Annotated in this window: 10 protein-coding genes; 5 read left to right on the forward strand and 5 right to left on the reverse strand. The window is 74.9% G+C overall.

The features are described from left to right. Positions 1 to 6: 6 nt before the first annotated feature. Both E1298_RS17255 and E1298_RS17260 read right to left on the reverse strand, forming a co-directional pair. Positions 7 to 1,095 carry an LLM class flavin-dependent oxidoreductase gene (locus E1298_RS17255; protein ID WP_131894396.1) on the reverse strand — a complete coding sequence of 363 codons (1,089 nt, stop codon included), beginning with the start codon at positions 1,093 to 1,095 and terminating at the stop codon, positions 7 to 9. A 74-nt stretch (positions 1,096 to 1,169) separates the two neighbouring features. Beyond that, complete coding sequence (locus tag E1298_RS17260) at positions 1,170 to 2,093, reverse strand: MerR family transcriptional regulator (RefSeq protein ID WP_207944681.1); 924 nt, start codon at positions 2,091 to 2,093, stop codon at positions 1,170 to 1,172. A 62-nt stretch (positions 2,094 to 2,155) separates the two neighbouring features. Between E1298_RS17260 and E1298_RS17265 the strand changes: the two genes are divergently transcribed. Further along, a complete protein-coding gene (locus tag E1298_RS17265; protein WP_131894398.1) occupies positions 2,156 to 2,938 on the forward strand; it encodes a maleylpyruvate isomerase family mycothiol-dependent enzyme in 783 nt (260 codons plus the stop codon). Between the two features lie 29 nt (positions 2,939 to 2,967). Here the strand turns inward: E1298_RS17265 and E1298_RS17270 are convergent, their stop codons facing one another. Both E1298_RS17270 and E1298_RS17275 read right to left on the reverse strand, forming a co-directional pair. Further along, positions 2,968 to 4,794, reverse strand: coding sequence for a HEAT repeat domain-containing protein (locus tag E1298_RS17270; protein WP_131894400.1), 1,827 nt, complete (start codon positions 4,792 to 4,794; stop codon positions 2,968 to 2,970). Positions 4,795 to 4,894: 100 nt separating this feature from the next. Beyond that, positions 4,895 to 7,252, reverse strand: coding sequence for an ATP-binding protein (locus E1298_RS17275; RefSeq protein ID WP_131894402.1), 2,358 nt, complete (start codon positions 7,250 to 7,252; stop codon positions 4,895 to 4,897). 196 nt (positions 7,253 to 7,448) lie between these two features. Here E1298_RS17275 and E1298_RS17280 point away from each other — a divergent pair, with 196 nt between their 5' ends. After that, entirely contained in the window at positions 7,449 to 8,384 is a 936-nt protein-coding gene (locus E1298_RS17280) for a hypothetical protein (RefSeq protein WP_131894404.1), read from the forward strand. Here E1298_RS17280 and E1298_RS17285 read toward each other — a convergent pair. Next, positions 8,381 to 9,514 carry a TDT family transporter gene (locus E1298_RS17285; protein WP_131894406.1) on the reverse strand — a complete coding sequence of 378 codons (1,134 nt, stop codon included), beginning with the start codon at positions 9,512 to 9,514 and terminating at the stop codon, positions 8,381 to 8,383. The two genes, E1298_RS17280 and E1298_RS17285, sit on opposite strands and share 4 nt — an antisense overlap. Positions 9,515 to 9,607: 93 nt before the next feature. On the opposite strand from E1298_RS17285, the gene E1298_RS17290 reads away from it, so the two are divergent. The 3 genes from E1298_RS17290 to E1298_RS17300 form a co-directional block, all read left to right on the forward strand. Then, positions 9,608 to 10,555 (forward strand): LysR family transcriptional regulator, encoded by a 948-nt coding sequence (locus E1298_RS17290; RefSeq protein WP_131894408.1) that lies wholly within the window; start codon positions 9,608 to 9,610, stop codon positions 10,553 to 10,555. 95 nt (positions 10,556 to 10,650) lie between these two features. Continuing rightward, positions 10,651 to 11,454, forward strand: a complete 804-nt coding sequence (locus E1298_RS17295) for a universal stress protein (protein WP_131894410.1) — start codon at positions 10,651 to 10,653, stop codon at positions 11,452 to 11,454. Positions 11,455 to 11,606: 152 nt separating this feature from the next. After that, on the forward strand, positions 11,607 to 12,110 hold a 504-nt coding region (locus E1298_RS17300), incomplete at its 3' end, for a CHAP domain-containing protein (protein WP_131894412.1).

Consider the following 12,110-nt stretch of genomic DNA (forward strand, 5'->3'; position numbering starts at 1 on the left):
TATAAGTCACGCCTTAGGAAGGCTTTGCGCGGCGATCTGGGACGCGTGGGTCGGGGCCGTCTCCGGGACGTGCGCCGGGCGCAGCGCGGCGAACTCCTTGCGCAGCACCGGGACGACCTCCTCCCCCAGCATGTCGATCTGCTCCAGGACGGTCTTCAGCGGCAGTCCCGCGTGGTCGACCAGGAACAGCTGCCGCTGGTAGTCCCCGAAGTGGTCGCGGAACGCCAGGGTCTTCTCGATCACCTGCTCCGGGGTGCCGACGGTCAGCGGCGTCTGAGCGGTGAACTCCTCCAGCGAGGGCCCGTGCCCGTAGACCGGGGCGTTGTCGAAGTAGGGCCGGAACTCCCGGACGGCGTCCTGCGAGTTCCTGCGCATGAACACCTGCCCGCCGAGGCCGACGATCGCCTGGTCGCCGGCGCCGTGCCCGTAGTGCTCGTAGCGGCGGCGGTAGAGGCCGATGAGGCGCTGGTAGTGCTCCTTGGGCCAGAAGATGTTGTTGGCGAAGAACCCGTCGCCGTAGTAGGCGGCCTGCTCGGCGATCTCGGGGCTGCGGATCGAGCCGTGCCAGACGAACGGCGGCACGCCGTCCAGCGGGCGCGGGGTCGAGGTGAAGGACTGCAGCGGCGTCCGGTGCTCGCCCTCCCAGTCGACCACGTCCTCGCGCCAGAGCCGGTGCAGGAGGTGGTAGTTCTCGATGGCGAGCGGGATGCCGTCGCGGATGTCCTTGCCGAACCACGGGTAGACGGGCCCGGTGTTGCCGCGTCCCATCATCAGGTCGACCCGGCCGTCCGCCAGGTGCTGGAGCATCGCGAAGTCCTCGGCGATCTTCACCGGGTCGTTCGTGGTGATCAGCGTGGTGGCGGTGGACAGGATCAGCCGCTCGGTGCGGGCGGCGATGTAGCCCAGCATCGTCGTCGGGGAGGACGGCACGAACGGCGGGTTGTGGTGCTCGCCGGTGGCGAAGACGTCCAGCCCGGCCTGCTCGGCACGCTCGGCGATCGCGACCATGGCCTTGATCCGCTCCGCCTCGGACGGGGTGCGGCCGTCGGTCGGGTCGGGGGTGACGTCGCCGACCGAGAAGATCCCGAACTGCATGCCCGCCTCCACATTAGTAGAACTTTCAACCATCCTACGGGAACCGGACGGGCCCGGGTCGTATTCCGGTCCGGTCAGGCGGCCGCCCGCTCCAGCGCGTCGACCAGCCAGATGTGCGCGGTGCCCTCCGTGACGGGCTCACCCGTCACCGCGCCGAACAGGTCCCAGTAGCGGCGCAGCCGGGGATCCGCGGACCCCGAGACGGCGGACAGCAGCCGCCGCCGGAACGCCGGGGTGTCCCGCTCGCCCCGGCAGGCGGCGTGCGCCTCCACGTAGTGGTCGAGCGGAGGGCAGGGGCCCGACTCCTCCCCCGCCACCACGAGCGGCAGCGCCATCGCGACGGCCTCGCCGAGCCCTCTCAGCAGCGCCGGCTCGTCGGTGACCTGGCCCGCGTTGGCCCATCCCTCGTTCACCAGACGGCGCGCCAGCGTCCGGTCGCTCGCCACCGCGACCATCTCGGCGTAGGCGAGCACCTGCTCGGGGGTCGGGTCGGCGGGCGGGTCCGGCACGCTCATGTCCACGAACGAGAAGGCGAGCTCGGACGGCATCGGGACCAGGATCAGGCCGCGCCAGAACCCCGCGAGCACGTCCCGCGCGGCGTCGCCGTCCTGCACGGCCGCGAGCAGGTCCAGCCGGGCGGCCCGCTCCGCCGGGCCCGCCTCCTCGACCGCGCGCAGGCTCGCCCGGCGCCAGGCGAGCGCGGCCAGCTCCACGTCCAGCGCGGCCCGCTCGGCGGCGACGGCCTCGCCCATCGAGCGCTCCCCGGTGAGGACGGCCGTGATCGCGGGCAGCCCGAGGCCGAGCCCGCGCAGCCGCCGGACGAGGCGGAGCCGGTCGGCCGCCGCCTGGTCGAACCGCCGGTGCCCGCCCGCGCTGCGCGCCGGCTCCAGCACGCCCTCGTCGCAGTAGAAGCGGATCGTCCGGACGGGAACGCCGGTCAGCGCCGCCAGGTCGCCGATCCCGAACGTAGCTCCCGGTGTGTTGTCGGTCACACTCACTTGAACCTCCACCCGGCTGGAAGTCTTACGTTACGGGCGCAGCGAGAGAAAGGACCACGCATATGAGCACACTGGACGCGACGCGCCTCGCCGAGGGGCTGCACGAGCAGACCGGCGGGCTCGCCGACGCGGTCGACGGCCGCGACCCGTCCGGGCCCGTCCCGACCTGCCCGGAGTGGCGGCTCTGGAACCTCGTCGGGCACGTCGGCCAGGCGCACCGCTGGGCGGCGGAGCTGGTGCGGGAGCGCGAGGCCCCGCCGGTCCCCGACCCGCTGAAGGCGGACCCGGGCCCTCCCGCGGACTGGGCCGCCTGGCTGCGCGACGGCGCCGACGAGCTGGCGGGGGCGGTCGAGAAGACCGGGCCCGACACGGCCGTCACCACCTTCCTCGGCCTGCTGCCCGCGTCCTTCTGGCTGCGCCGCATGCTGCACGACACGGCCGTCCACCACGCGGACGCGGCGATCGCCGCGGGCGTCCCGTTCACGATCGCGCCCGACCTCGCGGCGGACGCGCTCAGCGAGTGGTTCGGCCTGATCGCCTCGCCGGGCGCCGAGGCGATCAACCCGCGGCTGGCGGTGCTGCGCGGCCGGGGCGAGACGCTCGCCGTCCGGCCCGCCGGGGGCGCGGCCCCGGGATGGCTGATCACCCGCACGCCCGAGGGGCCCCGCTGGGAGCGCGAGGGGGACGGGCGGGACGCGGACGCCGGCGCGACCGTGACGGTCACCGCCCCGCTCCGGGAGCTGCTCCTGGTGGTCTACCGCCGCAGTTCCCCCGAGGAGGCCGGGGCGGAGGTCTCCGGCGACCGCTCCGTCCTGGACCACTGGCTGGCCAACACGGCGTTCTGACCCGGCGACGGCGGCTGAGCGCGGGGGCCTCAGCCGCCGGCCAGGCGATCGGCGATCTTGGTGAGGGAGTGGCGGACCAGACGGTCGTCCTCGGCGGCGAGGGCGGCGCCGATCTCCTCCCGGCACTCCTGCGAGCAGGTCTCCCCCAGGCGCGTCGCCGCCGTCCAGCGCAGGTCCTGGGACGGGCTGTGCAGCGTGCGGTGCAGGATCGCGTGCACCGCGCCGCCCGGCGCGGGCCGGATCCTGCCCGCGAGCCAGAGCGCGTGGTTGCGCAGCGTGAGGGAGGGGTGGGTCAGCAGCGGCGCCCATGTGTCCTCCGGCGGCGGCTCCCCGGCGCGGACGAGCGCGTCGAGCGCCGCCACGCGGACGGCGGGGTCGGGGTCGTCCAGCAGGGGGCGCGCCGCGAACGTCCACAGGCGCGGCGGGACGAGGTTGTCGCGGTAGCTGCCGGAGCCCAGCCGGCGCAGGGTCTCGTACCTGATCAGGACGTCCTCGTCGGCGAGCAGCACCGGGACGGCCGGGGCCAGCGCCGTCCGCCCGCCGAGCCTCAGCAGGCGCCACGCGGCCGACCGCCGCACCTCGACGTCCGGATCGGTGAGCGCGGCCGCCACCAGCATCGTCCTGCCCCACGGCACCCCGGCCGAGTCGAGGACGGCCACGGCGTCGGCGCGGACGCCCGGATCGGGGTCGCGCAGCAGCGGCCGGGCGGCGTCCACCAGCCGGCCCTTGCGGCCGGGCGCCCAGTAGTCCAGGGTCGCGATCTTGCTCAGCCCGGCGGAGCGGGCCACCGGGTCGGGGTCGGCGAGGAGCGCGCGCAGGACGTCGTCGACGCGGCCGTCCGTCCCGTCCTGCGCGCCGTCGTCGCCCTTCCCTGCCAGCGCGCGGACCATCGCGGCGCGGATCCACGGGTCGGGATCGGCGAGGAGCGGCCGGAACGCCCCGTCCACGACCGCCGCGTCCAGTTCCTTGGAACCGGCCACCGCCGTCACCGCCTCCCGCCTGACGCGCGGGTCGGGGTCGCGCAGCAGCGGCAGCGCGAGCGCGCCGACCTCGCGTCGCACGTGGTGCAGGGCCCAGGCCGCCGCGGCCCGCACGCGCGGCGAGGGCGCCGTGGACGCGGCCTCGGCCAGCACCTCGCACGCCCGCGGCGGCGCCTCGGGCCAGTCCCAGCGGCCGACGCGCGCGGCGTACATGCGGGCCGCCCAGACGGCCTCCTCGGGGTCGGGGTGGTCGCGGACGGTCTCGGGGCCCCAGCCGGGGCGGTCGAAGTCCGATCCGCGGCCGAGCCGGCCGCCCTCGTCCTGCTCGTCCAGCCACTCCTCGTACCAGGCCAGGAAGTCGCGGGCGGGGTGGAAGACGGGCGGGAAGTACTCCTCGCACGCGTCCACCATGACCACGCGCCCGCGCCCCGGCCCGGACAGGACGAGCAGCGACACCGGTTCGGCGGTCTCGTGGTAGGCCCATTCCTTGCGGTGGTGGCGGGCGAGCGGCAGCGTCCCGCGATGGGCGTCCCAGTAGCTCCAGGACGGCGCCTCCCGCGTCCACGCGCCGGGCAGGTCGCCCGGGGCGTAGGGGAACACGCCCGCGAGCCGGTGGTCGCGAAGGTGCGGGTCCAGCGCGTCCAGCCCCTGGTAGGGCCCGGCGCCGCCGTTGCCGAGGGTCGTGACGAACAGACGGTAGTCCCGGGGCAGGCGTATCCCGTTGCGCTCCTCGAACGCCGCCACCCGCCGTTCGTGCAGCGCGGGCCCCAACTCGGGGACGACCGCCGCACCGGCGTCCTCGCGCGCACAGGCCAGCGCGGTCAGCTTCACCGCCACCCGCGCCAGCCGCACCCCGACCGGCTCGCTCTCGCTCATCACAAGTGCAGACGCGTCGCCGCCCTCCGGGGTTCCCGGGACGCCCGGCGGTACCGCCGCGCGGCGACATGGGCGCCTCCCGGTGCCCGGGCGCGGCGCGTCAGATGCAGTCGTCGGGCGAGGGCCGCTGGGCCGGGATCGCGTTCAACGCCGTGAACCAGGCGGCGATCTGGGCGCGGGAGGTGAAGCCCAGCTTGGCCAGGATGTGCTCCAGGTGGGAGTCGACGGTGCGCTTGGCGATGACGAGGCGCTCGGCGATCTGGCGGTTGGTGAGGCCCTCGGCGACGAGCCCGGCGATCTCGTTCTCGCGCGGGGTCAGCTCCGGCGCCGGTTCGGCGGCGGGTTCGGCCGGGCGGTCCAGGGCGGTCGGCGGGACGGGGGTCTCGCCGAGGCCCTCGGCCACCGCCGTCTCGAAGTCGAGGGCGGTCCCGGCGTCGTAGGCGGCCTGGAAGGGCGCCTCGCCGAGGGTCTCGCGGGCCTGCGCCTTGTAGGCGTCCCGCAGCAGCGCGTGCTGCGGGCCGAACATCGACGTGCCCGTGTAGTCGCGGGTCCAGTCGGCGGCGGCGAGCAGCCGGACGCCGCGCACCGCGTCCCCGAGCCCGATCAGGCAGATGCCGACGATGTCGAGGGCCAGGGACACGCCGAGCCGGTCGTCGAGGTCGCGCTTAATGCGGAGCCCGGCGCGCAGGTCGGGCAGGGCGCCCTCCGCGTCCCCGCTCATGAGCGTCGCCAGGCCGCGCGCGCACAGCCCGTACGAGCGGCACCAGTGCTCGCCGGCGGCCTCGGTCACGCGGACGGCCTCGGAGGCGTATCGGACGGCCGCGGCCGGGTCGCCCGCCATCGTGCGCGCCACCGACAGGAACACGTCGGTGATGGGGACGAGCACGTCGGCGGTGCCCGCGCGGCCGTGCAGGCCGCGGGCCTCCTCCAGGCACCGGGTCGCCAGGTCGAGGTCGTCGGCGCAGAACGCCGCGACGCCGGACACCTCGCGGACGTAGCCGAGCCCGCGCAGGTCGTTCTCGGCGACGGCGCGCTCCTCGGCCCGCCGCAGCAGGTCGCGGCACGGGCCGAGGTCGTCCTGCATGGCGGCGAGCAGGCCCGCCAAGGCCAGCGTCTCGGTCCAGCCGGGGCCGGGGCCGTGCTCGCGGCCGTCGATGACGCGCAGCGCCCAGTGCCGCGCCTCCCCGATCAGGCCCTGCAGCGCGAGGAGCCGGCCGAGGCCGAGCATCAGCGCGACCAGCAGCTCGTCGTCGGCCCGCCGCAGCCCGTAGTCGATCATGTCGCGGACGCCCGCCTGCTCCCGCCTGAACCAGGCCAGCCACCGGGGCTGGGCGGCGCCGGACAGCCCGGCGGCGGCCTCCAGGATCGCGGCGGCGAGGCGGTCGAACGCGCGGGCCCGCACGGCCTCGGTCTCGCCCGCCTCCTCCAGCCGCTCGGCGCCGTACTCGCGCATGATGTCGAGCATCCGGTAGCGGACGGCGCCCTCGCGCTCGACGCGCAGCACCACCGACTTGGCGACCAGCCCGGCGATCAGCTCGAAGATCCGCTCGGCGGGCAGCTCGGCGTCCGAGCACACCTGCTCGGCGCTGTCGAGGCAGAAGTCGGCCGTGAACACCGACAGCCGCGCCCACAGCAGCCGCTCGTCCGGCGAGCACAGCTCGTGGCTCCAGTCGACCGCCGCGCGCAGCGTCTGGTGCCGGGGCAGCCCCGAGCGGCGCCCGCGGACCTGCAGGATGCGCCGGTCGAGCCGGTCGACGATCTGCTCGACCGACAGCGCCCGCAGCTGGACGGCGGCCAGCTCGATGGCGAGGGGGATGCCGTCGAGGCGGTGGCACAGCAGCGCGACGGCGGCCTGGTTGCCGTCGGTGATCGTCCAGCCGGGGACGACGGCGGCGGCGCGCTCGGCGAACAGGGTCATCGAGTCGCAGGGCAGGCCCGGGACGTAGCCGCCGGGCTCGGGCCGCTTGAGCGGCGCGACGACCAGCGTGTGCTCGCCGGGGATGTCGAGCGGCTGCCGGCTGGTGGCGACGATCCGCAGGCCGCGGGCGTTCTGCAGCAGCACCTCGGCGAGCATCGCGCAGGCGTCCACCAGATGCTCGCAGGTGTCGAGGACGAGCAGCAGGTCGCGGTCGGCGAGATGGTGGACGAGGGCGTCGAGCGCGGTGGAGGGGTTCTGGTCGTGCAGCCCGAGCGTCTCGCCGATGGTCTGGGTGAGCAGGCCCGGCTCGTGCAGGGCCGACAGGTCGGCGAAGGCCACGCCGTCCTCGAACGACCCTCCGAGCCGCGCGGCGGCCCGCAGGGACAGCCGGGTCTTGCCGACGCCGCCTGGGCCCGTCAGCGTGACGAGCCTGCAGCGGTCGAGGAGCCGGACGATCTCGGCCAGTTCCTCGTGGCGGCCGACGAAGCTGGTCAGCTCCGCAGGCGGCCGGCCCGAACGCAGTTCCAGCCTCTTCAGCAACTCCGCCGCCTCTGCTCGGGATCCACCGGCACGGGGGCCGGCTCACGGGGATGGACGACCTCCCCGATCGTACCCGCGCATGAACCGTTCGCAACCATTCCATTACGCGCTGCGTCAGACAGAATGTCGGGACTTACTCCTCGGTGGACTAGTTTGACCGGAAGGATCTTGCGGGGCGAGACGGACGGGGGCGCCGGTGTTCATCGGATTGGCCACGGCGGTGGCGGCGTCCGCCTGCTACGGGACGGGGTCGGTGCTCCAGGCCCTCGGCGCCAAGCGGTCGGCCGCGCGGGAGAGCGCGCGGGCCGAGGACGGCGCCGAAACCGCCTCCGCCGTCACCGGGCACGGCGGGCCGAGCCTGTCGTCCACCGCCAAGGCCGTGGTGACCTGGGCGTTCATCGTCGGCACCGTGCTGGACGCGGTCGGCTTCGCGCTGGGCGCCCTCGCGGCCAAGCTGCTGCCGCTGTTCCTGTCCCAGACGGTGATCAGCGCGAACCTGGTGGTCACGGCGGTGCTCGGCATCTGGGTCCTCGGCGTGCGGCTCGTCCGGCCGGAGTGGGTGTCGGTGGGCGTGGTCTGCGTGGCGCTGGTGATGCTCGCGGGCGCGGCCGGCCACGAGGGCGAGGGCCGCGTCCCGATCTCCGCGCACTGGTGGCTTCTGGGCGTGTCGGCGCTCCTGGTCGCGGTCGGGCTGGCGACGGTCCGCCTGCTCGGCCCCCGCGCGGCGATCCCGGCGGGGCTGCTGTCGGGCCTCGGGTTCGGCGCCGTCGGCGTCGGCGTGCGGATGCTGAACGGCACCGAGCCGTTCAACTTGCGCGACCTGGTCGGCGACCCGGCGCTCTACGCGATCGCCCTGGCGGGCCTCGGCGGGATGTACTTCCACACCGTCGCCCTGCAGATCGGCTCCATCAACGGCGCGACGGCCGCGCTCGTCGTGGGCGAGACGGTCGTCCCGGGCATCCTGGGCGTGCTGTGGCTCGGCGACGCGTCCCGCGCGGGGTTCGCGTGGCTGGCGTTCATCGGCTTCGTCCTGGCCGTGGCCGGTGCCGTGGCGGTCGCCTGGTACGGCAACCCCGGCGTCCCGGCGAAGCAGAAACCCGGCGAGAAGCTCGCGCCCACCGCCCGCACCTAGCGCGGGCGCGGGGCGGGAGGCAGGAACAGGCGCCCGCTCAGCGCCCCCTGGATGGTCCGGTACGCCGCGACCGCCCATGCCGTGACGAGCAGCAGGTAGAGCAGCACCGCGACGCCGGTCAGCGCGTCCAGCCCGGTGGCCCTGGACAGTCCGGACGCGCCCGTCACGCACGTCCCGACCGGGAACGTGAACGCCCACCACGTCATCGCGAACGGCATGCCGCCGCGCAGCGCGCGCAGGTTCGCCAGGCCCGCGACCGCCAGCCAGAGCAGCGCGAACCCCATGACGGGCGCGCCGTACAGGACCGCGAACGCGCGCATGGCCGCCGCGTACCCGGGGGCCGCCTGCCCCGCCGCCCCCGCCAGCTGGACGACCGCCGTCGTGGACTGCCCCAGCGGCCCGAGGACGAGGAACAGCGTCGGCGTGAGCGCGACCGGCGCGGGCCGTCCGTCCGTGAGCCGGCTCCAGATCCCCGGGAGCAGGACCAGGGTCGCCAACAGGCTCGCCCCGAACATGGCGTAGCACCCGTACAGCATCGCCGACCGCGCCTGCCCCGCCGGCAGGTGCGGGACGAGCGCCGGGCCGAGCGCCGCCGCCACCATCGGCGCGACGACCGGCAGCAGCCACGTCGGGTTCGCGGCGCCCGGCTCCGGCCGATGCCGGGTGATCATGAGGTACGGGACGCCGAACGCGACGAGCAGGGCGTAGCCGGTCCCGAGCGTCCAGAGCACGGCGTCGAGCGCGACGGCCGTCCCGGTGCCGAGGACGTCCGGCCCGAGCACCAGCGTCCCGTACCCGACGGCGAGCAGCGCCATCGGCGGGCAGCCGTAGAAGACCGCGGTGGCCGGGTCGTCCAGGAGCTGGAAGCGCGCCACGTCCCGGTGCCGGACGAGGTGGACGGCGCGCGCCGCGACCACCAGGCCCAGCAGCGCCAGGGACAGCGCCCACACCGCCACCGCGAACGCGTGCAGCCCCGGAAGGCTCACCGGCAGGGCGTTCGCGCCGTTCGCCACGATGGCGGTGCCCATCACGGCCGCGTACCAGTTGGGCCCGAGGTGGCGGAACAGCTCGGCGGGACGGTCGAGCGCGCCCAGGAGAACGCCGTTCGCGGGTGCCATGGTGAAGCCCATGCGTCCAGCCTGCTTCCGGGCGGACGGCATCGGTAGAGGTCATGGGCCTATGGGGACATAAGGCGGCCTTATGAGCGGCGTAGGATGGCGGTCATGGTCGTCTCGCACCGCGTCCCCGATCTGGGAGCCCTCGAACTGCTGCTCGCCGTCGTCCGGCTGGGCAGCCTCGGGCGCGCGGCGGCCGAGCTCGGCGTCACCCAGCCCGCCGCCAGCGCCCGCATCCGCTCGATGGAGCGGCAGATCGGCGTGGCGCTGCTGGAACGGTCCCCGCGGGGCTCCCGCCCGACCGAGGCGGGCGCGCTGGTCGCCGAGTGGGCCCGCCAGGTGGTCCGCGCCGCCGAGGCCCTCGACGCCGGCCTGGACGCGCTGCGCGAGCGCCGCGACGGGCGGCTGCGCGTGGCGGCCAGCCTGACGGTCGCCGAGTACCTGATGCCCGGCTGGCTGGTGGCGCTGAAAGGCGCCCACCCGGGCATCGCGGTGACGCTCGGCACCGCCAACTCCACCGTGGTCGCCGAGCAGGTCCGCGGCGGGGAGGCCGACCTGGGGTTCGTCGAGGGCCCGCGGACGCCGCCCGGCCTGAACGGCACCGTCGTCGCCACCGACCGGCTGGTCGTCGTGGTGGGGGCGCGGCACGCCTGGGCCCGCCGCCGCTCCGCGGTGACCGCGGCGGAGCTGGCGGCCACGCCGCTCGTCCTGCGGGAGAAGGGCTCGGGCACCCTGGAGGTCCTCGACCGCGCCCTGGCCGCCCACGGCGGGACGGCCCCGCCGCTGCTCCAGCTGGCCTCCACCACCGCGCTCAAGGCCGCCGCCGAGTCGGGCGCGGGCCCCGTCGTGGTGAGCGAGCTGGCCGTCGCCGACGAGCTGGCGAGCGGGCGCCTGGTCGCCGTCCCCGTCCCGGGGCTGGACCTCGGCCGCCCGCTCCGGGCCGTCTGGCCGGCCGGGCAGCGCCCCACCGGACCGGCCCGCGACCTGCTGTCCCTGACCCGCCCGTCCCGTCCGGGCCGGCGGCTCCCCGGACCCCATGAAACCGCCCAGATGTAGCTAATTATGACTAATACGGAAAATGCCCTGCATATCCGGCAGGGAGCGCGCCCTCCGCGGCGTCTGACCTGCCGCCGCGTGGGAATGCTCCGTACATGATCGGAGAACACGTCCTCGCCGGATACATCCCCGACGCGGGCGGGCGCGAGGCCCTGGACCTGGCGCGCGCCATCGTCGGGCTGACCGGCGGGCGGCTGAGCGTCGCCCACGTCCACCCGCCGGGCCTGGCCGCCGCCGAGGGCGAGGCGCGCACGCTCCTGGAGCAGGCCGCCGACCTGCTCGACGACGCGCCCGCCGACCTGCTCGTCCAGGAGGGGCGCAGCGTCGGCCGCGCCCTCACCCTGCTGGCCAGCCGCAACGGCGCCGACCTGATCGTCGTCGGCTCCCCCGTGGGCGGCGCCCGCGGCCGCATCGGCGTCGGCACCGCCGCCGACCACCTGCTGCACTCGGCCACCGAGGCCGTCATGCTCACCCCGTCCGGCTACACCCCGCCCGACGACCTCAACCGCATCACGGTGATGTACGTCCGCCGCCCGCAGTGCGACGACGCGGTGATCCGCGCCGCGCAGGCCGCCGACCGCCTCGACGTCCCGCTCCGCCTGGTCACCCTCGCCGTCGGCGACGCCGACCCCGAGAGCCTGCGGGACGATCTCGCGCTCGCGATCCGGCTGGCCCTCGACTCCGCCGAACTCGTCCCCGAGGACGTCTCCGCCGACCTGGCCGAGGGCGACGACGTGGCCGACGCCCTGGACGACATGGACTGGCAGGACGGCGAGATCCTCGTCTGCGCGTCCAGCGAGGACGCCTCCGCCCACCGCGTCTTCGTCGGCGAGGTGGCCCTGAAAGTCCTGCGAGCGGCCCCCTGCCCGGTCGCCGTCCTCCCAAGGGGCTACTTCTAATAGTCCGTTTCGACCGCTTCCGCGGAACAACTTGCCGCGCGCTCTTTACCTCCGCTACATTCCGTCGAGATCGGAACGTGACCTTGGAACGGGGCATGTTCCGTCCCGGTCGGGCGGCCCCTGCCCGAACGAGCGAGGCGGCAGGGAGCGTGATGGACCCGATCGGCAAGAAGCTGCTCGACGCGGCCGAGGCCCAGCTCGGCTACACCGAGAAGGGCGACGGCTACACGAAGTTCGGCGACTGGTACGCCAAGAACGTCGACGGCGACCACGACGACTACTTCAAGACGGCCCCTTGGTGCGACATGTTCCTCGCCTGGGCCGCCGACAAAGCGGGCGTCACCGAGCAGGCCGGCCAGTTCGCCTCCACCGTCGACCACGCCAAGTGGTTCAAGAAGCACGACGCCTGGGGCAAGACCCCCGAGCCCGGCGCCCTCGTCTTCTACGACTGGAACGGCTCCGGCGACCTCGACCAGATCGACCACGTCGGCATCGTCGAACGCGTCGACGGCGGCACCCTGCACACCATCGAGGGCAACGCCGACGGCTACAAGCTGACGCGCAAGACCCGCGACCTGGACTCCGTCGTCGGCTTCGGCTACCCGGGCAAGATCAAGGTCGAGGCGAAGTACGCCCCCAAGCACGCCGCCCCCGCC

Origin of the sequence: Actinomadura rubrisoli (assembly GCF_004349215.1) — a bacterium.
GTDB lineage: Bacteria > Actinomycetota > Actinomycetes > Streptosporangiales > Streptosporangiaceae > Spirillospora > Spirillospora rubrisoli.